This window comes from Desulfosporosinus hippei DSM 8344 (genome assembly GCF_900100785.1).
Classification (GTDB): domain Bacteria; phylum Bacillota; class Desulfitobacteriia; order Desulfitobacteriales; family Desulfitobacteriaceae; genus Desulfosporosinus; species Desulfosporosinus hippei.
Window position 1 is genome coordinate 1 of the sequence record NZ_FNCP01000038.1, and the last position, 21054, is coordinate 21054.

18 protein-coding genes, 7 tRNA genes and 2 other annotated features are annotated in these 21054 nt (G+C 43.6%); of the genes, 21 read left to right on the plus strand and 4 right to left on the minus strand.

Features of this window, described 5'->3' with window-relative positions:
- Positions 1-112: 112 nt before the first annotated feature.
- On the plus strand, positions 113-334 hold the full coding sequence (locus tag BLS16_RS23305) for a hypothetical protein (RefSeq protein WP_176786251.1): 222 nt from the start codon (positions 113-115) through the stop codon (positions 332-334).
- An 823-nt stretch (positions 335-1157) separates the two neighbouring features.
- Here the strand turns inward: BLS16_RS23305 and BLS16_RS24730 are convergent.
- Positions 1158-1286 carry a hypothetical protein gene (locus BLS16_RS24730; protein ID WP_282433784.1) on the minus strand — a complete coding sequence of 43 codons (129 nt, stop codon included), beginning with the start codon at positions 1284-1286 and terminating at the stop codon, positions 1158-1160.
- 111 nt (positions 1287-1397) lie between these two features.
- Here BLS16_RS24730 and BLS16_RS21165 point away from each other — a divergent pair, with 111 nt between their 5' ends.
- From BLS16_RS21165 to BLS16_RS21260, 20 genes are all read left to right on the plus strand, one after another.
- A complete protein-coding gene (locus tag BLS16_RS21165) occupies positions 1398-1718 on the plus strand; it encodes a hypothetical protein (RefSeq protein ID WP_092335610.1) in 321 nt (106 codons plus the stop codon).
- A gap of 379 nt (positions 1719-2097) precedes the next feature.
- Positions 2098-3330, plus strand: a complete 1233-nt coding sequence (locus BLS16_RS21170) for a glycosyltransferase family 2 protein (RefSeq protein WP_427846393.1) — start codon at positions 2098-2100, stop codon at positions 3328-3330.
- Positions 3331-3706: 376 nt separating this feature from the next.
- Positions 3707-3782: transfer RNA gene (locus BLS16_RS21175), tRNA-Val, on the plus strand.
- A gap of 22 nt (positions 3783-3804) precedes the next feature.
- Positions 3805-3880, plus strand: a tRNA-Asp gene (locus BLS16_RS21180).
- Between the two features lie 43 nt (positions 3881-3923).
- Positions 3924-3999 (plus strand) — tRNA-Phe (locus BLS16_RS21185).
- Position 4000: 1 nt separating this feature from the next.
- A tRNA-Gly gene (locus BLS16_RS21190) sits at positions 4001-4075 on the plus strand.
- 9 nt (positions 4076-4084) lie between these two features.
- Positions 4085-4159 (plus strand) — tRNA-Cys (locus tag BLS16_RS21195).
- Positions 4160-4167: 8 nt separating this feature from the next.
- Positions 4168-4255 (plus strand) — tRNA-Leu (locus BLS16_RS21200).
- Positions 4256-4258: 3 nt separating this feature from the next.
- A tRNA-Val gene (locus BLS16_RS21205) sits at positions 4259-4335 on the plus strand.
- Positions 4336-4481: 146 nt separating this feature from the next.
- The gene (locus BLS16_RS21210; RefSeq protein ID WP_092335611.1) at positions 4482-5933 is read left to right on the plus strand and encodes an aminotransferase class I/II-fold pyridoxal phosphate-dependent enzyme; all 1452 of its coding nucleotides are present in this window, start codon (positions 4482-4484) and stop codon (positions 5931-5933) included.
- Between the two features lie 2 nt (positions 5934-5935).
- Positions 5936-6790, plus strand: a complete 855-nt coding sequence (speE, locus tag BLS16_RS21215) for a polyamine aminopropyltransferase (RefSeq protein ID WP_092335612.1) — start codon at positions 5936-5938, stop codon at positions 6788-6790.
- 287 nt (positions 6791-7077) lie between these two features.
- The gene (gene ytxC / locus BLS16_RS21220) at positions 7078-7950 is read left to right on the plus strand and encodes a putative sporulation protein YtxC (RefSeq protein ID WP_092335613.1); all 873 of its coding nucleotides are present in this window, start codon (positions 7078-7080) and stop codon (positions 7948-7950) included.
- A gap of 92 nt (positions 7951-8042) precedes the next feature.
- Positions 8043-8264 (plus strand) — a binding site (T-box leader).
- Positions 8265-8446: 182 nt separating this feature from the next.
- Complete coding sequence (gene thrS, locus BLS16_RS21225) at positions 8447-10381, plus strand: threonine--tRNA ligase (RefSeq protein ID WP_092335614.1); 1935 nt, start codon at positions 8447-8449, stop codon at positions 10379-10381.
- A 58-nt stretch (positions 10382-10439) separates the two neighbouring features.
- Positions 10440-10571, plus strand: a sequence feature (ribosomal protein L20 leader region).
- 29 nt (positions 10572-10600) lie between these two features.
- Positions 10601-11116 carry a translation initiation factor IF-3 gene (infC, locus tag BLS16_RS21230; protein WP_242876397.1) on the plus strand — a complete coding sequence of 172 codons (516 nt, stop codon included), beginning with the start codon at positions 10601-10603 and terminating at the stop codon, positions 11114-11116.
- 22 nt (positions 11117-11138) lie between these two features.
- Entirely contained in the window at positions 11139-11336 is a 198-nt protein-coding gene (gene rpmI, locus BLS16_RS21235) for a 50S ribosomal protein L35 (RefSeq protein WP_014901138.1), read from the plus strand.
- A gap of 28 nt (positions 11337-11364) precedes the next feature.
- Positions 11365-11724 (plus strand): 50S ribosomal protein L20, encoded by a 360-nt coding sequence (rplT, locus tag BLS16_RS21240; protein ID WP_034600600.1) that lies wholly within the window; start codon positions 11365-11367, stop codon positions 11722-11724.
- A 387-nt stretch (positions 11725-12111) separates the two neighbouring features.
- The gene (locus tag BLS16_RS21245; RefSeq protein ID WP_092335616.1) at positions 12112-12906 is read left to right on the plus strand and encodes a TrmH family RNA methyltransferase; all 795 of its coding nucleotides are present in this window, start codon (positions 12112-12114) and stop codon (positions 12904-12906) included.
- 415 nt (positions 12907-13321) lie between these two features.
- Complete coding sequence (gene pheS / locus BLS16_RS21250; RefSeq protein WP_092335617.1) at positions 13322-14344, plus strand: phenylalanine--tRNA ligase subunit alpha; 1023 nt, start codon at positions 13322-13324, stop codon at positions 14342-14344.
- Positions 14345-14357: 13 nt separating this feature from the next.
- A complete protein-coding gene (pheT, locus tag BLS16_RS21255) occupies positions 14358-16763 on the plus strand; it encodes a phenylalanine--tRNA ligase subunit beta (RefSeq protein ID WP_092335618.1) in 2406 nt (801 codons plus the stop codon).
- A 91-nt stretch (positions 16764-16854) separates the two neighbouring features.
- Complete coding sequence (locus BLS16_RS21260) at positions 16855-17112, plus strand: cell division protein ZapA (RefSeq protein WP_014901143.1); 258 nt, start codon at positions 16855-16857, stop codon at positions 17110-17112.
- Between the two features lie 747 nt (positions 17113-17859).
- Here BLS16_RS21260 and BLS16_RS21270 read toward each other — a convergent pair.
- The 3 genes from BLS16_RS21270 to BLS16_RS21280 all read right to left on the minus strand — a co-directional run bounded on the left by BLS16_RS21270 (position 17860) and on the right by BLS16_RS21280 (position 20759).
- Complete coding sequence (locus tag BLS16_RS21270) at positions 17860-18654, minus strand: ABC transporter ATP-binding protein (RefSeq protein ID WP_092335620.1); 795 nt, start codon at positions 18652-18654, stop codon at positions 17860-17862.
- Between the two features lies 1 nt (position 18655).
- The gene (locus tag BLS16_RS21275) at positions 18656-19558 is read right to left on the minus strand and encodes an ABC transporter permease (RefSeq protein WP_092335621.1); all 903 of its coding nucleotides are present in this window, start codon (positions 19556-19558) and stop codon (positions 18656-18658) included.
- Between the two features lie 205 nt (positions 19559-19763).
- A complete protein-coding gene (locus tag BLS16_RS21280) occupies positions 19764-20759 on the minus strand; it encodes an ABC transporter substrate-binding protein (RefSeq protein WP_092335622.1) in 996 nt (331 codons plus the stop codon).
- Positions 20760-21054: the final 295 nt, after the last annotated feature.

Below are 21054 nucleotides of genomic sequence, written 5' to 3' on the forward strand. Positions count from 1 at the left end.
CTTTGGGGTAGGGCGGCTCGGCGATACTGTCCACCGGACACTATCGTGCTTTTCGTATACCGAACACGGAAGTTAAGAATCCACATTGCAGGAGTGTGTGTTACGAGTCGCAATGTGGCGAAAGGCTCCCCTTCGCCACGAAGCGTTCCTTTGGGGTGGGTGGCACTCATCCTTCGCCGCTAAGCATTCTTTGGGGGATCTGCGGCTTCGGCGAAACTCTCCACCGGAGACTTTCGTCACTGGACACTATCGTGCCTTTCGTTCCAGGGCCGATGATACTTGGGGCATAGCCCCTGGGAAAGTAGGATCCACACTGCAGGAGTATGCGTTATAAGACGCAGTGGCGAAAGGCTCATCCGCCTTTCGTATCGCCAGGTAACAAGTGAAAGGCCATCTCTAAATGAGGTGGTCTTTCTTTGTGTTCATCCTTCCACCTCATCTGGGGTGTCTTAAATTCGCCGACGTGGGCGAATTTGGGGAGTCGGGGTTTCACGATCCACACTGCAGGAGAATTCGTTTCGGGACGCAGTGTGGCGATAAGCTCGTCCGCTTATCGTGTTCGGGATCCACACTGCAGGAGTATGCGTTATGAGTGGCAGTGTGGCGAAAGGCACCATAGCTACGAGGTATCTGAGGTGGGGTGGTAGGTACTGCCTGATAATACTCATCTTCAGCGCCTAGTATGCGTTGAGAGCCTTGTGAGACAAAACGCTTACAAGTCGGGGGCGAAACCCTAAGATGTTCTCTTAACAAGAATCAGGTAGTCGTTAATTTAACGACATATAATTAAGTGGATTTAACAGGACTTATTAATCATACTTGAATATTAAGGAACCATGTTGGGACTTGGGTAAAAAAACCGCAGGGGCAATTCATTAAAAAAGCGCTCTGGTATATTCAGTCTAGAGTAGAAGAGCCGTTTTGCCTTAATCTTATAGAAGTAGAATGTGGGATATATGCAACAAGGACTTACAAGGTTTGGAACAGATAAATATCTATCTGGTTCAGCCATTGTTTTGGACATAACTGTCCCTGATATAATAATGGTATAAAAAATTATTATAATGGCCTCAATGTATTAGGCAAGAAAACGTCTCCATAGAAGACATATTCTTGCCTAAATTTAGATGTTTTTTTGATTACGTCATGATGAGCATTTACAAATTTGATGATGGTTGATCGGAGTGTTTTTCCTTTTCATGTAAACTTGCGTCATAGCCAAAACGAAACTTTTGGCCACAATAGGAACAATGAACAAATTTACCATCTTGTGACGGTACTGGCATACTGCCCCACCTCCTTGCCCGCGATTTTGCCCAATTTTAAATGTGTTTATACTTTTCCTAAAAAATTGTGGAACCTTACGAATCTCTTCATAAAATAATATGAGGTGATGAATGATGTGGCGCAAATGGGCCAGAATGGTTAGCTTGGAAATGGAATGGATGAAAAGGGACATAATACGTCGTTGGCGCTTGGATACTCCTATAGGTGTAATGGGTATACTATTGCTGGTTTCGTTTATTTTGCTTTTTATTGTTATCGGCGGCGGATTTGCTTATATTTTTCGTTTGTTTGTTCCATGGGTCTCTGGTGCACGTGTAGGAGATGTTTATTGGTATTCATTAGGGCTTGGAATAAAAGTAAGCTTTTTGTTATTATTGTTTATTGGTTCACTGGTAATGTTCTTTTTACTTAAAATTAATGAGCGACGCTAATCTTATAAATTCTTGGAGTCGAAAATACATAAGTGCTAAAAATTGTCCAACAAAATTAGATAAAAGCTCTCACTAATTAGCTAAGCATTTCGAAACCTTTGCTAATTTGGATGAAGAAAAAGTATGCTACTTTACGCGCATCCATCTGATTCTTTAGAAATGCTTTGCTTTTTTAGATAATTAGCCCTATCATGGTTCTAAGTATAGATATACTTAAATAATACTTAATTACATACACTAAGTGGACAAACTGTCTAGAATTGTCGTATCTATTATCTTGCATAGGGGCCATTCCTATGTTAAAATTTTATGGGTTAAGAAAGGGGTTGAATCTGTGGATTTATCTGGAATCACGGGCACACAGATTTTTAATGTCATTATGGTGCCAGTTCAAGTTATCATTATATTTTTAACCTTCTATTATTTTGTTCTTTCAATGTTTGGACTTTACAGGAAAAAAGAGATTAAGATACATACGCCAGAGAAGAGTTTTGCGATAGTGGTAGCGGCACATAATGAGGAAGCTGTTATTGGCCCACTAGTTGAGAATTTACTTCAGCTTAACTATCCCCGAGAATTGTATGATATTTTTGTGGTTGCAGACAATTGTACTGATAAGACCTCTTTGATAGCAAAGAACGCCGGAGCTATTGTACATCGTCGCTTTAATACTGAGAAGCGCGGTAAAGGGTACGCCTTAGAGTGGATGTTTTATCGCTTATTTAAGATGGAACGTCAGTATGACGCAATAGTTATTTTTGATGCAGATAATCTAGTTAAGGAAAACTTCCTATTCGAAATGAATAGCAAGCTTTGCCAAGGGCATAAAATTGTTCAATGCTATCTCGATTCTAAGAATCCATTTGATACATGGGTTACAAACACATTTTCCATTGCATTTTGGGTAACTAATCGAATGCTGCAGCTGGCCAGATTTAACACAGGTCGCCTTTCAAATGTGTTGGGTGGAACAGGTATGTGCATTTCTACAGACGTTCTGAAAGAATTTGGATGGGGGGCCACCTCCTTAACGGAAGACCTCGAATTCAGTATGAAGGCTCTTTCTCATGGGATTAAGACAACTTGGGCCCATGATGCAGTTGTATATGATGAAAAGCCATTAACATTTGTTCAAGCTTGGCATCAGCGGAAACGTTGGGCCCAGGGGCAGGTTGATGTAGCTGGACGTTACTTTTTTCCTCTAATAATCAAGGGAATAAGAGAGAAAAAAATAATGTATTTGGATGCGGCAATTCACCTCTTTCAACCAGCACTTGTAATGATTGCCACTTTCTTCATGTTAACCAATCTGATTGACGCCTTTCAGCCCCAATACACTCATGTGTTCACCTTGGTAATGCCTTGGACAGGGTGGCAAATTTTGTCCGCTTTCCAATACCTATATCCGGTTGCGGCATTAGCTCTTGATCGTCTACCTTGGCGAGCCTATGTTGGGCTTATTCTATATCCAATCTTTATCTATAGTTGGATTCCTATTGTGTTTTTAGGGTTTATAAATCGTAAAGATAAGCAGTGGTCACATACGAAGCATACACGCTCACTTAGTATTGAAGAAGTTGTGGTTAAACAGAAAAAAGTTTCCTCGAATTAACCTCAAGTATGCTTTATTTAATGATTTTGCGTTTGCAACATTGTTTAGTATTGTTAAACTATTGCTTAGTATATAGAAGGAGGTCTGGACAGACCTCCTTCTAATGTTATATGGATGAATGACTAATGACTAATGACTAATGACTAATGACTAATGACTAATGGTGAATGATTAATGATTAATCATTAATCACTAATCACAACCTAATACAGCCTCATGGAAATATTCCCTTTTTTAATTTGGCAAGTAGAGCCAAGTCTCAGTGGAATTTGGTCAAAAGTTATTCGAATTGAAAAGAAAAATTTAATATAAATATTTTTAAAAAAGCCTTTGACACAATGCCGTTTTTTGTGTATACTGATAATCGTCAGTTCTCGGGTGATTAGCTCAGTTGGTAGAGCGCCTGCCTTACAAGCAGGATGTCGGCGGTTCGAGCCCGTCATCGCCCACCAGTATTGATATTGGTTGTAAGATGGCCCCGTGGTGTAGTGGTCAACATGCCTGCCTGTCACGCAGGAGATCGTCGGTTCAAGTCCGATCGGGGTCGCCATATTTTATAACAGGATAGTAAAATCTATCAACATCCTCGATTTGCCTCGGTAGCTCAGTCGGTAGAGCAGAGGACTGAAAATCCTCGTGTCGGCGGTTCGATTCCGTCCTGAGGCACCATGCGGGTGTAACTCAGTGGTAGAGTGTCACCTTGCCAAGGTGAAAGTCGCGAGTTCGAATCTCGTCACCCGCTCCAATATCAAATGGCGGCATAGCCAAGTGGTAAGGCAGAGGTCTGCAAAACCTCTATTCCTCAGTTCAAATCTGAGTGCCGCCTCCAATTCATTTGCCGATGTGGCGTAACTGGCAGACGCACGGGACTTAAAATCCCGCGGACTTAACATCCGTACCGGTTCGATTCCGGTCATCGGCACCATATGGGTTTGTAGCTCAGCTGGTTAGAGTACCGCGTTGACATCGCGGGGGTCGGAGGTTCGAGTCCTCTCAAACCCACCATATGAAACTAAGGTTTATAGTTACATAGACCTATCTGTCAAGAAAAAGAGCATTACATTACTCATTGATTTAGGTCAATGGGTAATTTTATTTTGCAACTCTAGAATATTAGCTCATCAACATGGTCAAGGAAAGAAGGTGGTTTTATGCATTCACATCAACAAAGCAAGGCACCGATTTATGAGGCTTTGCTAAAGTACAAATCAATGCGTGTAGTACCATTTGACGTACCGGGACATAAGCAAGGCAAAGGAAACCCGGAGCTTACAGAGTTTTTGGGAGAGAAATGTCTTTCGGTAGATGTTAATTCCATGAAACCGCTGGATAACCTTGTCCATCCAGTCTCAGTTATTAAAGAAGCTGAGGAGCTTGCGGCGGATGCTTTCGGTGCTCATCATGCCTTCTTCATGGTTAATGGTACCACATCGGCGGTTCAAGCAATGATTATGAGTGTCTGCAAACAGGGCGATAAAGTAATTATGCCGCGGAATGTCCACCGAAGTGCTATCAACGCCCTAATCATTAGTGGAGCTATTCCCGTTTATGTAAACCCCGGCGTTAATAAAAAGCTGGGGATCCCCTTGGGTATGTCAATTAACGATGTTCAAAAAGCCATTGCAGAGCATCCGGATGCGAAAGCAATCTTTATAAATAACCCAACCTACTACGGAATTTGCTCTGATCTGAAGACCATAACAGAACTTGCTCATCGCCACAATATGTACGTTTTAGTCGATGAGGCCCATGGTTCACACTTCTACTTCGGAGATAACTTGCCAATCAGTGCTATGGCAGCCGGAGCTGATATGGCAGCAGTTAGTATGCACAAAACAGGCGGATCTCTGACCCAAAGTTCTTTTTTGTTAAAAGGAGAGCGTCTGAACACGGGTCATGTCCGACAAACGATTAATTTAACTCAAACCACCAGCGGTTCATATCTGCTGCTTTCTTCATTAGATATTTCCAGAAGGAATTTAGCCCTAGGCGGTAAGAGTATCTTCGAAAAAGCCTCAGCTCTTGCTCATTATGCCCGGGAGGAAATTAATAAAATTGGCGGCTACTACGCTTTCTCTACGGAACTTATTAATGGGGATTCGGTATACGACTTTGACCATACCAAGCTTTCTGTCCATACCCGCGAGATAGGTCTGGCCGGAATCGAAGTTTACGACATTTTGCGCGACGATTATGGAATTCAAATCGAGCTGGGTGATATCGGAAACATTCTTGCCATAATTTCTGTTGGCGACCGTGCCCTGGCCTTGGAACGTCTAGTTTCATCATTATCCGAAATAAAAAGATTATATACAAAAGATAAATCGGGAATGCTTGATCATGAGTATATTAATCCGGAGGTTGTGATGGCACCGCAGAAAGCCTTCTACTCCAACCAACGTTCTGTAGCTATTGAAGACAGTACAGGCTATATCAGCGGTGAGTTTGTCATGTGTTACCCCCCAGGTATTCCGATTTTAGCACCTGGGGAACGGATAACTGACGAAATCATCGATTATATCGCTTATGCAAAGTCTAAAGGCAGTTCCCTGACAGGCACGGAAGACATGTCCATTGAAAACATTAGAGTACTGGAGGAATAGCAATGGAATTATGGTATACCGAACAACACACGGACAATGTCCGCTTTTCGATAAAGGTAGATAAGTGTCTCTATACTGACCAAAGTGAGTTTCAGAGAATCGATGTCTTCCACTCCATGGAGTTTGGCAATTTCTTTACCCTTGACGGATTGATGATGGTTACGGAAAAAGATGAGTTTATTTATCATGATATGATCGTCCATGTTCCGATGGCAACCAACCGTAAGATAAAGAATGTTTTAGTGATTGGGGCAGGAGACGGCGGAACAGTCAGAGAACTTACTCGCTACAATACCATTGAAAAAATTGATATGGTAGAAATCGATAAAATGGTGGTAGATGTCTGCAGAAAATATTTTCCCCAGACGGCCTGTAAGCTGGATGATCCCCGAGTACAGCTTTATTTTGAGGACGGACTGAAATTTGTGCGGTCTAAGGAAAACTCTTATGACCTAATTATTGTTGATTCAACGGATCCTTTTGGTCCGGGGGAAGGGTTGTTCACTAAAGAATTCTATGGGAACTGCTATAAGGCCTTAAAGGAAGATGGTATTCTGGTTAACCAACATGAAAGTCCCTATTATCAGGAGTATGCCAAATCCATGCAGAGAGCCCATAAACGTATTAGCGAGCTTTTCCCGGTTTGCAGAGTTTATCAAGCCCATATTCCAAGTTACCCCTCGGGGCACTGGCTGTTTGGGTTTGCTTCTAAAACCTATGATCCCTTAATTGATATAGATCAGCAAGCATGGAACAGCCTCGGACTTAAGACAAAGTATTACAACACTGAAATTCACAAAGGTTGTTTTGCCCTGCCAAACTATGTACTAGAATTACTCGCTAACGCCGGTGAGTGAAAAAAGTAAAACTTGTTATTTTTAGAGATGATACCTGTCAGTGAGACGTATTAACATAAATAGTCTATTTTCTATAGCGCGTAACGGGGACGATCCCTTTGAAACATAATTGTTTTAAAGGGATCGTCCCCGTTTATAATATTTGTCTTGAAGTAGAATCAAAACTTGAATTTATGGAAATATTAAGGAATGTCCAATGTATTTTTAAAAATTAAAAGTACTAATAGATTGGCCCAACCGAAATATGGCTTAAGTAAGGTCATATACTCTACTATGGAGGGGTGCCAGTGGAACATTCCGTACAATTAGGAACTCAATATTATCGGGAGAGTATCTGTGCTCGTTTACAAGAGTTGCAAGACCAAGAAGAACTCCCTTTTCAAATTATAGAGCATCAACAAGGGAAACGCTGGGTGATTGAGTGTCAGTTCCAAGACTCATCATTAGACACCATGGAAAATGAAGAGGTGGTTCAGAAAATCCACCGCTATTATTTAGCGAATGCTTTGGCCGAGACTATCTTACTGCATTGGGAAAAAGACCATGTTGTAAAGATACTTAAGAAACGGCCTGACTTAAAACAAGATAATTGGAAAATGCTTTTGAATAAGGCTCTAGACTATTTGAATAAGGGACTGGGTCAAGTTCGAGGGAATCGGGTTAACCGCAAAACAAGCCTGGTCACCCAGATTTTAAATTGTTTAGATGATAGTTCAGTATTCGATATTGAAGGCTTTCTGCGTTTTCGAGCGAGCGACTATAAGAGTGAAGTAAATAAAGCAGTGGAGTTTGCCATAGAGGAGTATATTGTCGAAAGAGAATACATTGAGTTTATTGAACTTCTAAAGCATTTTGTAGATAGTCAAAAGCCACGGCTTGAGTGTTTACATGTTGGCATGACACCCCAGGGGAAATTTCATCTCTATAATGATGAGGGGGTCAAAGTAACTCATCAATTCCTTGAAGATTACCAACTAGACAATATTCACGAGTTAGGGTACGAAGATTTATTGGTAAGTGCTTTAATTGCTGTGGCACCGCGGGAAATCACCTTACATATTCGGTATGAGGGATATAAAGACACTTTAGAGACAATTCGTAATGTCTTTGGGGATCGTGTTCACGACTGTCAAGGATGCGGCTTGTGTGAAAAGTTTTGACAGATAAGAAAGATCTTTGTTATAATAAGTAATATTCCTTAATTCTTGGAGTTAGGAATGTCAGTTAAGTGAAACCTCATATTAAAATACACTTTAAATCATTGATGGGGAGAGTATCCTAGAACCCTATCGTGCAAGAGAGGGAATGCCAAAGGCTGAAAGCATTTCTCGCGATCGTATAGGAGAAGACCACCCTTGAGTGTTGGGCTGAAATAAGTAAGCTTAGCCGTTTCCCGCGTTAAGGGATCGAGCGAAAGGGTTTAATAAGCCTTTTCAATTGGGTGGAACCACGGGAGTAAACTCTCGTCCCTACTAGTAGGGACGAGAGTTTTTGTTTTACCAAGCAGAAGCCCAAACTTGTATTTTAAAAGTGCACCTAGGTTGAGACCTTCGGCAGGAGTTTGTGTGAACAAGTGTTCTTTACTTGCTAGAGATTTAAAGAATCTACTAGTAAAAAGATAGCCAGAATTTTAAACTAAGGTAAGGAGTGATTTCGATGATTAAGATTACTTTAAAAGATGGCTCAGTACGAGAGGTTGAACAAGGAACGACCATAGCAGGGCTTGCAGCTTCCATATCTCGTGGATTAGCCAAGGTAGCTGTAGCGGGCAAAGTTAACGACGAAATGAAGGATCTTTCTTGCCAGCTTACTGAAGATGCCGCTGTTGAGATCGTAACGATAGACAGCGATGAAGGACTAGACGTATTAAGACACTCCACGGCGCACTTGATGGCCGAAGCTGTAGCTAATTTATTTCCGGGAACAAAGTTCGGAATAGGGCCCTCAATTGCTAAGGGTTACTACTATGACTTCGATTCGGAGCATGTCTTTACTCCGGAAGACTTAGCAAGCATTGAGAAAGAAATGAGCCGTCTGGTCAAGGAAAAGAACGAATATAAGCGCCGAGAGGTCACTCGAGAAGAGGCTCTAAGTCATTTTGGAGAGTTAGGGGAAAAATACAAGGTTGAGCTAATTGAAGGACTTCCTGAGGATGCTACTATTTCCATGTACACTCAAGGAAATTTTACTGACCTTTGCGCGGGACCCCATCTACCGTCAACGGCCAATATTAAAGCCTTTAAACTTATGAGCCTAGCCGGTGCATATTGGCGCGGGAGCGAAAAGAATAAGATGCTCCAACGTATTTACGGAACAGCATTTGCAAAACCTGCAGATCTAGAAGAGCACTTATTCAAATTAGAAGAAGCAAAACGGCGTGATCATCGCAAACTAGGTTTAGAGCTGGATCTCTTTAGCTTACACGAAGAGGGCCCAGGATTCCCGTTTTTTCATCCTAAAGGTATGATCTTGCGCAATGAGCTGGAAGATTTTTGGAGAAAAGAACACCGCAGACGGGGATATCAAGAAATTAAAACTCCGATTATCTTGAATCGATCAATGTGGGAACAATCCGGTCACTGGGATCACTACAAAGAGAATATGTATTTCACAGAAATCGATGATCAGGATTTCGCAGTAAAGCCAATGAACTGCCCCGGTGGTATGATCATGTATAAAACAAAGATGCACAGTTATCGTGACCTGCCTCTTCGAGTCGGTGAGTTGGGTCTCGTGCATCGGCATGAGCTTTCAGGTGCCCTGCACGGATTATTAAGGGTTCGCAATTTCACGCAAGATGATGCCCACATCTTTATGCTGCCGTCCCAGATTAAGGAAGAACTAATCGGAGTTATTGAACTGGTTGATTATTTCTATAAAGTTTTTGGCTTTGATTATCATGTTGAATTATCCACACGCCCGGAAGATTCCATGGGTTCAGATGAGGATTGGGAAACTGCCACCAGATCTCTTCAGGAGGCCTTAGAAGAGAAAGGGATAGAGTATAAAGTTAATCCTGGTGACGGAGCCTTTTATGGCCCTAAAATCGATTTTCATGTAGAGGATTGCCTGGATCGAACTTGGCAATGTGGTACGATTCAACTTGACTTCCAAATGCCTGAGAAATTTGATTTATCCTATATTGGTGAAGATGGACAAAAGCACCGCCCGGTAATGATTCATCGGGTCGTATACGGAAGTATCGAACGCTTTATTGCCCTTCTGACCGAGCATTATGCAGGGGCTTTTCCCGTTTGGCTGGCACCGGTTCAAGTACGTATCCTGCCGATCAGCGAACGGCATCATGAGTATGCTAAATCTCTCGCATCTCGTCTTAACGATCTCGACATCAGAGTTGAAACAGATGAGCGCAAGGAAAAAATCAGTTATAAAATTCGAGAGGCCCAAACGGAAAAAGTTCCATTTACGCTAGTTGTGGGAGATCAAGAAGCCGAGTCTAACATGGCGGCGGTTCGTAGGTATGGTCAGGGAGACGCAGGGGAAAAAATGTCAGTAGATGCTTTCATTGCGCTTGTACAAGAAGAAATTGCCAGCAAAAAAGCTTTGAAGGCAACTAGTAAAGAAAAGTAGAATATACGTTTGTTTGATGAGGCAATTGACAATGTAATTGTTTTGATGTAAGATATACGATATCAAGCAGAAGCCATCCGCTTCTCACCTTACGGCGTTTGTCGATAGGGTTCTTCTGGTCCTGAGCTTAACGTTTGCTTTGTGATTGTTTAGAAGACGGGTGGTTAGCCATCCGTCTTTTTGTTTTTTTGAATTAAAATTTTTAGGAGGTGGTCTCTTATTAGCAAGGACTTAAGAATTAATGACGAAATCCGGGTAAGGGATGTTCGTCTCGTCGGTGAAGAAGGAGAGCAACTCGGGATTATGACCTCTAGAGATGCCCTAAGCCTGGCGGTCGAGAAATCGTTAGATCTCGTAGAGATTGCACCGACGGCTAAGCCCCCGGTATGCAAATTAATGGACTACGGCAAGTATAAGTATGAACAGGCTAAGCGAGATAAAGAAGCTCGTAAGAAGCAAAAGAGCATGGAAATTAAAGAAGTCAAACTGCGTCCGAATATTGAGGACCATGACTTTGAGACCAAAGCCCGTAACGCCCAACGTTTTCTTCAAGACGGGGATAAAGTTAAAGTGACAATAATGTTCCGAGGACGTGAAGTCACTCATCCTGAGCTTGGTAGAGCCCTATGTATAAGACTGGCCGAGTTTTGCAAAGCCGAGTCTACCGTAGAACGCGAACCAAAACTTGAAGGTCGAAATATGATCATGATTCTAGCTACTATTAAACACGATTAATGCAAAAGGGGGATAACACATAATGCCTAAAATGAAAACACATCGCGGCGCAGCAAAGCGCTTTAAGAAAACGGGAACCGGTAAAATTGTCCGCATGCATGCATTTACCAGTCATATTTTAGAGAAAAAATCACCCAAGAGAAAGCGGAATTTACGTAAATCAACCGTAATGCATAAGACCGATGCAAAACGGATTGCTAATTTAATTGTCTATCTATAAAAACTTGAGGTAAAAGGAGGTCTTCGAAATGGCTCGTGTAAAAAAAGGCATAACTAAGCATAAACGCCACAAAAAGATATTAAAGCTAGCAAAAGGATATCGTGGAGGAAAGAGCAAACTCTATCGTCCGGCGAATGAACAAGTCTTAAAGTCGTTAGCATATTCTTATGCTCACAGAAAAGATAATAAAGGCAACTTCCGAAAGCTTTGGATTGCCAGAATTAACGCAGCTGCCCGTATCAATGGTTTATCCTACAGTCGTATGATGAACGGATTGAAAATGGCTGGAGTTTCCGTTAATCGCAAAATGTTAGCAGAACTCGCAATCAGTGATGCTGCAGCGTTTACCGAAATTGTCAATGTTGCGAAAGCACAAATTAAAGCGTAAGTTTAGGAGGATGCAAAGCATCCTCTTTTTCTTCATACTATCAGAAAGTATAAACTTACGTTATATACTGCAAGAAGGTTTAACCCGTGCGAAGACAGTGTCTTCGTCTAAGCATAAGTGCAACTAAGGCTGCCGCCTTCGCCTGCGGCTTTTACGCCAAGTTAACACGTGCGAAGACAGTGTCTTCGGGTGCCAGCCAAGTTTTCTTTATACACGGATAACTGCTGAAAGTCTTGGTTTAACCTGCAGATTAGCCAAATACTGATATATCCGGTATGTATTCAGGTCATTCTCTCTTGTTTAAAAGTGGCGGCCGCGGTTAAAGCCGTACTTTAATTTAGCAAATCAAGCTAAAGCTGAACAAATTTGTACGGAGGTGGGCAAAGAGTGATTGAGTCATTACAAAATGAGCAGGTTAAATATGTTGCCTCTTTACAAAGGCGTAAAGCGCGTGAGGAGTCCAAGGCCTATGTTATTGAAGGATGGCGATTTGTCGAAGAGGGAGTGCGCAGAAACGCGCCGCTTATTAAGGTCTTTGTTTGCTTAGACTGTGAAGGGTTAGAATGGCGGTATATTCGGACAAAGCTAGTTGAGCGAGGGATTCCTTATGAGGAAGTAGATGCTCGTGTCCTGCGGAAGATGAGCGCTACAGAGGAACCTCAAGGGATTTTAGCCCTAGTACGCCAAACAACTTATTCGTGGTCAGATTTACATATTAATTCAAAGACAGTGGTTCTGGTTGTGGATGGCATTCAAGATCCCGGAAATTTGGGAACCATTTTACGCACAGCGTTGGCTGCAGGAGTCAGCAATGTTTGCCTGACTCCCGGAACTGTTGATTTATATAATCCGAAGGTCTTACGAAGTACCATGGGGGCAATTTTTTCGTTAGTTCTTCTGCCTGGTCAACCGCCGGAAGATATTCTTAGCTTTTGCAGGAATCAGAAGCTTAATGTTTTGATGGGTGATGTGCAAGGGACTCCCATTTATCAGGCAAAGCTAGCAGAAGGCCCCTTAGCTCTAATTGTCGGAAACGAGGGTAAAGGTCCGTCTCAGTCCTTTCGCGAGGCAGATATTCAGCGGATTACTATTCCTATGGCCCAAGAAGTAGAGTCCCTGAATGTCGCTATGGCGACGGGGATTTTGCTTTATGAAATTGTTCGCCAAAGGGGATTCTTGTAAAACGACGAAGTAATATGCTATAATTTCTCTAAACATTGATAAGTGCTTGGGAAGGTCTTCATTGGGTTGATTCTGGCATAGTGGAGACTTATAATGAGTCCTAAAATTTTATAGGCAGTAGTATAAAACGATGATCAGGTTAAAAGGATATTTTCTTTACAGGGAAGCAGGGTCAAGATTGAGAGCCGGCTGGGAAGATATCCTCCTCAGGTCTGTAGAGGTTTAATTTCCCCTGTGAGCGGTCTATTGATTTGTAGGTAGACCCGGTATCCACCGTTAATTGGAACTTAAGTGTGGTTGATATACCAAACTAGGGTGGTACCGCGAGAGTAGACTCTCGTCCCTTTTTGAGGGGCGGGTGTTTTTTTTATGTTGGCAGCTTATAGCGATATGGATTTTGGAAAGGGTGATTTACTTGAAGAGTGAAATACTGCGCATTAAAGAAGAGGCCTTAAAAAACCTTAGGGAGTTGGAAAGCCCTGAGGCTCTACAGGAGCTGAAAGTCAAAATCTTAGGTAAAAAAGGCTCCTTAACCGCTATGCTTCGTCAGATGGGAGGCTTAAGCCCTGAGGAAAGGCCTATTATGGGGCAAGTAGTCAATGAGGTTCGTACTCGTCTGGAACAGGCCTGGGAAGAACGAAGTGCGGAACTAGAGGCAATGGCCTTGCAAATGAGACTGGCAACGGAGCGGATTGATATTACCTTGCCGGGGACTCGTATCTCCAGAGGACATATCCACCCTCTCACCCAGGTTATCGAAGAGATTGAAGATATCTTTTTAGGTATGGGTTTTCAGATTGCCGAAGGACCGGAAATTGAGTCAGACTACTATAATTTTGAAGCCCTTAATCTTCCTAAGGAACATCCCGCCCGTGAGATGCAAGACTCCTTCTATATAACCGAAGAGATTTTGCTGCGAACTCAGACCTCTCCTGTTCAGGTTCGAACTATGGAGAAACTCCATCCTCAGCTTCCTGTGAAAATTATTGCTCCAGGAAAAGTCTATCGTAACGATGATGATGCTACCCATTCCCCCATGTTTCACCAGGTTGAAGGGCTGGTAGTTGACCAGGGCATCCGGATGTCTGATCTTAAGGGGATTCTCTTAAACTTTTCCCGGGAGATGTTCGGCGAGTCCAGAGAAATTCGTTTAAGGCCAAGTTTTTTCCCGTTCACTGAGCCAAGTGCAGAGGTAGATGTGTCCTGTATGCTCTGTGGAGGGGCAGGATGCCGGCTTTGCAAAGGAACGGGATGGATAGAGATTTTAGGCTCGGGGATGGTTCATCCAAAGGTTTTAGAGATGGGTGGATATAATCCCCAGGTTGTTACCGGATTTGCTTTTGGTATGGGTGTAGAGCGAATTGCAATTCTAAAGTATGGAATTGAAGATATGAGACTCTTATTTGATAACGATTTACGATTCTTGCAGCAGTTTTAAGGGGGAAAGGTTCATGAAAGTCAGTTTAGAATGGTTGCGCGAACTTGTGGATATAGACCAGAGTGCAGTAGAGTTGGCGGAGACCCTAACCCGCGGCGGGATAGAAGTTGAAGATGTCGAGGACCTGAATAAAGGCTTCGAAAAAGTAGTCATTGGTGAGATTCTTAGTTTAACAAAGCATCCCGATGCAGATCGCTTGTTAGTTTGTGCAGTGAGTGTGGGTCATGAGGAAGTAACAATCGTGACCGGTGCCCAGAATTTGTTGACTGGCGACAGGATTCCTGTTGCCTTAATAGGAGCAAACTTACCGAATGGACTTTCGATTAAAAAATCCAAACTCAGAGGGGTTGTCTCCCTGGGCATGCTATGTTCCCGGGAAGAGCTGCTCCTTGATGACACTGTAGGACTGGATCGCAGTTCAGATGGAATCCTTATTTTGCCGTCCACTGCTCCCATTGGGGAGAGCTTCGGTCACTATTTAGGACTGGATAACAGCGTCTTAGATTTAGAGCTTTATCCAAATCGCCCGGATTGCTTAGCTATGGTCAACGTAGCTCGTGAAGTAGCCTCTCTTACTCAGAAAAAACCTCATTTACCAAAGTGGGCAGATCAAAGCCAAGTCCTTTCCTTACCTGTAGCAACAGATCTGCGAATTATCATCGAAGATCAAGATTTATGCTGGCGTTATGCCGGCTTAATGGTTGAGGATGTCCATATTGGGCCTTCACCCGAATGGATGCAGCGCAGACTCAAGGCTGCCGGTGTTCGACCCATTAACAATATAGTAGATATTACTAATTATGTAATGATGGAGATGGGGCAACCATTACACGCCTTTGATCGCGAGAAAATTAAGGGAAATGTTCATGTAAGAGTCGCACAACCCGAAGAAAAAATTGTTACCCTGGATAATGTGGAGCGTACCTTAAACCCCCATACATTAATTATTGCCGATGACACTCAACCCTTAGCTGTGGCTGGAGTAATGGGCGGTTTAGACAGTGAAGTGACGGAGACGACAAAAAGCTTAATGATTGAATCTGCCCACTTCTCCCCCGTTAGTGTCCGTCGCACAAGCCGTCGCTTAGGCCTTAGATCTGAGGCTTCGAACCGTTTTGAAAAGGGCATCGATGTCTCTGGAAGCGTTGCCGCTCTGGGACGAGTATGTGATTTGCTCCAAGACTTAGGGGCGGGGCGACCGGTGGCCTTTGTGGATGAAGTCAAGCACATCCCACCTCGTCGGCAAGTTGCTTTATCCACGGAACGTACCTCTACAGTCCTGGGAATTGAGCTTGCGGTTTCTGAAATTCACCAAGTACTTGAGGATTTAAACTTTGAGTATCAAGAAAATGATGGCTTATTTCGGGTTGAAATTCCGACCTATCGTTCAGATATAGAGATTGAAGAAGATCTTATGGAAGAAGTAGCTCGTCTGATTGGTTACGACCGGATTCCAACGACTTTGCCTCAAGGGGATCAAACTCAGGGCAGGAGAACTCCTGAGCAAGAGTTCCGTCGGCGGATGCGAAAAGTATTGGCCCAGTCCGGGTTGGATGAAGTACTAACTTATACCTTCACTCGTGCAGAAGCAGATGCTCAATGGGGCAGTGCAAAGCATTCTATTCCCTTACTCAATCCCTTAAGAGAAGAACTCGGGGTGATGCGTACTTCCCTAATCCCAGGCCTGCTGGATGTGGCCGCTCGGAACGTGGCACGTCGTAACACGGATGTAAGTATTTTCGAGATAGGAAATACCTACTGGGGGGATGAACAGCCACTGAAGAAGCTCCCCAAGGAAGAATTGCGCGTAGCCGCTGTTGCCGTGGGGAAGAGCGACCGACATTGGTTCAACCAGTCAAGTAGTTATGATTTCTATTATCTTAAAGGCATCATGGAAGCAGTGGCCCATGAATTCGGGCTTAAACTGGAATATCGCCTGGCTGAGAATCAATCCTTATTGCACCCCGGACGTTCAGCAGATATCTACTTACAGAATGAGTGTGTAGGCTTCTTAGGGGAAATCCATCCTTCCCTAGAAAAAGAGTGGGGACTTGAACGAGCTGTGCTATTCGAATTAGAAATGGAGCCCTTGTTCAAGAAAACCAGACAAACCGTGCGTGCTCATTCCATTCCTCGTTTTCCTGCGATACAGAGAGATTTAGCGGTTGTTGTGGGGGTTGAGACGTCAGCCGAAGCGGTCATGTCAAAAATCCGCAAACTCGGTGGAAATTTGCTGCAGCATGTAGAAATATTTGATGTCTATACTGGTAAACCTATAGCAGAGGGTCATAAGAGTTTAGCCTTTACCCTGCGCTATCAGTCCTTAGAACGTACCTTAACTGATGAGGAAGTAAGTCTACTGAATTCGCGTATTTTAGAGGGAATTCAGCAGGATTTTGGAGCGGAACGGCGAAAATAGAAAATAAACAGCTTAAACAGCTCATAGACGGCAAAGTGTCTCTGCAGTAGGTTAGCAAGAAGGGACGCGTACAAGAGAGCGAGGGGAAATCGTGGCACAGGAACCGGTTAAGATAACTGTTGAGATTTTTGGAGAAAAACATGTAGTCCGCGGTGAGGGAACAGCATCCTATATCCAAGGCTTAGCGCATGAAGTAGATAAGAAGATGCGTCTGATCGCTCAACGGTTGCCTCGCTTGAGTGTTCACCAGACTGCGGTCTTAACTGCGCTGAATTTTGCTGATGAACTTGCCAAGCTTAAAGAAGAGCAAGAAACTTTAATGCAGCTGCTTGGGGAGAAGACAGAGTAGCTCTGGCGGCTGAGGCGGGCACCATATGGGGTTGAAAACGGGTCGCTGGGGTCGGGCAGCATCTCCAACATCCTGCAAGACCAGCTAATTCGTGCGAAGACAGTGTCTTCGTCACTCAGCATTCCGAGGCTCGCCCACGCGCTTGCGCGGGAGCTTCGCCAAACCTCAGGGTAATACCTGAAGTGAACCAGTGGCTACGCTTTCCCGCGCAAGCTTTGTGGGCCTTACCGCCTCTCCATGCGATGAGTTCACTCCTGTGGGAGAAGCTGCCCTTTTGGGTCTGACTGGGCTTTTTCGGGGTAGACCTCCATTCCCGCTGCTGGTGCACCAAGATGATGAAGAAGAATCCACGAAGCTCACCGTAGCCCCCCAAAAGTTTTGCTTCCACTCCCAACAAACTGGCTGAAGGAGAGCTTGTCTGCTAAGCGGATGCGTCAGTGGAGCCGCGCTAAGGCGAGTGCCGACGGTTCGCGTCCCCGTAGCGCGCCGCAGGTTCACATGCAGAAATACCCAGAGGTTTGGACGCGCTCGCGAACCGTCCAGCGAGCCAGCGGCGGAACTCGCAGACGCGTGCAGATCGAAGACACCGTCTTCGCACGGGTTAACACTGCGGAAAAGCTCTCCGCCCTCAGAGCCCGACAGAAGAACCGTTCCCCTGTTTACCAGGGAGGTTCTTTCAGAGTAGAAGCAATAAAACCACGACCATTAATCGGTCGTGGTTTTATTTACAGAGTGGAAGGAAAAAGCCTAGGCCAGAATCATACGATCTGTATTCATGTGCGCCCCACTGGCTTTCTCGAACATTTGAAGCAAGTTGCTTATGGTCATATTATTTCGTTCTGTCCCTTTTATATCAAGGATTACGCGGCCTTCATGCATCATAATGGTTCGATTCCCAAAGGTAAGGGCATGGTCAAGATTGTGGGTAATCATTAAGGTAGTAAGATGCTCTTGTTCTGTGACATTACAGGTCAACTCTAAAACCTTTTCCGCAGTCTTAGGATCCAGGGCTGCGGTGTGCTCGTCGAGAAGCAATAATTTGGGTTTTTGTAAAGTTGCCATTAAGAGGGTTAAGGCTTGGCGCTGCCCTCCCGACAAGAGGCTTACTCGATGGGTCAATCGATTTTCGAGTCCTAAGCCCAGTTTCTCAAGTTTGGCGCGAAATATGTCTCTTTCTTTGGCACCGATGGCCGGACGTAAGCGGCGAGTCTTTCCTCGCCGATAGGCCATAATGAGATTTTCTTCGATGGTCATTGAAGCTGCAGTACCGGATAAAGGATCTTGGAAAACCCGACTGATCATGTCAGCCCGTTTATGGGCAGGAAGGCGCGTAATATCAGCATTTTCAATGGCTATTTTACCGGAATCAACAAAGAAATTCCCGGCAATGGCATTTAAGAGTGTGGATTTTCCGGCTCCATTGCTGCCGATTACCGTAACAAAATCGTTGGGGAAGAGTTCCAGACTGAGCTTATTCAAAGCAATTTTTTGATTAATGGTTCCCAGGTTGAAGGTTTTCAATATCTCTCGAACATTTAACATATTACTGAGCCTCCTTTCCCTGTACACCTTTGAGCAATGAGGAGAGACTTCGGCGAATATTTGGTGAAACCAAAGCGATGATTACGATGAAAGCTGTAATTAATTTTAAGTCCGTGGCCTCTAAACCTAATTGTAAAACAACGGCAATAATCACCCGATAGATAACTCCTCCGCAGATAACGGCGAGAATGGCTCGGCCGATAGAGGAAGTTCCAATTAATACTTCTCCAATAATAACTGAAGCCAAACCGGCAATAATCATCCCAATTCCCATACTGGCATCAGCAAACTGAACCTTCTGAGCTACATAGCTTCCAGCAAAGGCTACTAAACCATTGGATAAGGATAAGCCAAGGATTTTCATAAGGTCTGTGTTTACACCCAGGCTGCGAATCATCAGTTCGTTGTCCCCTGTGGCTCGTAAGGCCAGACCTAATTCAGTTTGCAGGAAAAAGTAGATGACAGATCCTAAGCAGACAACGGATATTAAGCAGAGGACGAAGACACCGTACTCTTCCATAAAGGGCAACTTGGCAAAATCAGTGAAGACCGTTCGCGATCCCAGGAGTGAGATATTTGCTCTGCCCATGACGCGAAGATTGATTGAATAGAGGGCAGTCATGGTTAAAATTCCTGAAAGTAGTGGTGTAATTTTAAACTTGGTATGAAGTATTCCCGTAAATAACCCGGCAAGGGTTCCGGCAATAAACGCCATTCCAGTGGCTAACCATGGGTCAGTCCCTCCGACGATCATTGATGTCGCTGTAGCGGCACCAAGGGTAAAACTCCCGTCTACAGACAAATCCGCATAATCAAGAATTCGATAGGTCAGATAAACACCTAATACCATGATCGCATACATTAAACCCTGTTCCATTGTACCGAGAGCTATTTGTGAGAACATATTTCTTCAACACCCCAATTATATTTGCTGCGAATATGTGAACTTGTTCAGCGTCTACTGAACCTGGATATTTCAATAAGGAGTAATAGAAAGACACATCCGTACCAAGCAAAGAATGATGCTCCCACTTACAAGAAGTGGGAGCGGCGGGACATATTTAACAAGAGGTTTTGTCAATTATCCGGACTTAAAAATATTCTAATGTCTATTTTACAATAACTGCTTTTTTCGCCATATCCTCAGGGACAGTTATCCCAAAGAGATCAATAGCTGATTGGTTGAGCACGGTATCAAAGTCCTTTTGGGCTTCAATAGGCATATCTTGTGGTTTCTCTCCTTTGATAACTCGAAGAGCCATTTCCCCGGTTTGTTTGCCAAGGTTTTTGTAGTTAATTCCAATAGTAGCTAAAGCACCTTTATCTACCACGCTGCTCTCTCCGGAAATAATGGGGATTTTATTTTTGTGGGAAATCTGTACAACAGACTGGGCAGCTGAAACCACCATATTATCCGTAGGGACATAGATAGCATTAACTTTTCCAATCAATGATTGGCTGGCTTGAAGTACATCTGCACTGGTAGTGACCGTTGCTTCCACGATCTCAAGGCCGAGTTCAGCAGCAACTTTCTTGGCAATGGCAACTTGTACTTGTGAATTTACTTCTCCGGCATTATAGATGACCCCGACTTTTTTAACGCTAGGGATTAAAGTTTTCATTAGTTCAAACTGTTCCTTAATGGGGTTCATATCAGTTGTCCCGGTGACATTTTTTCCGGGTTTATCCATGCTGTTAACTAATTTTGCTTCAACCGGGTCAGTGACGGCTGTAATTAAGATGGGAATACTTGTACTTGCACTGGCCATTGCTTGAGCTGAAGGGGTTGCGATAGCTAAGACAAGATCCAGTCCGGCGGAAGAGAATTTTTGGGTAATGGATTGGAGTATGGACTGATCCCCTTGGGCATTTTGATAGTCAACGGTTAAATTTTTTCCTTCTTCATAGCCGTTAGCTTTAAGAGTCTCCAGAAAACCTTGACGAGCGCTATCTAAAGCAGGGTGTTCAACGATTTGAACGATTCCGATCTTCAATGGCTTTTGCTCATCTTTGGCAGGGGTGCTTGTTCCTGATTTCGCGGCACCACATCCAACTAAACTGAGTAACAACATTAAGCTCAAACCGAACGCAAGTAACTTTTTCATCTTTAAAGTACCTCCTCTTTAATTCTGGGCATAAAAAAATACACCTCCGCAGGAAGTGCCTTTCGCCCAACTCCTACCGTACTACAATTCTACCAATATTTAATTAACTCAATCTTAAAGGATATGCCCTAGGGTGTCAATAAGAAATTATTTCTACATTTATGGCTTGAATGAGTGACTTCAGGCAGAACAAAGAATAATTAACCCCTTATCAGACCCTCGCAATTGCGTTGAGGTTCTCTGAGTAAAGCCCTAATTGTACAAATGAAAACTAAACAATTATAATAAAGTTGTT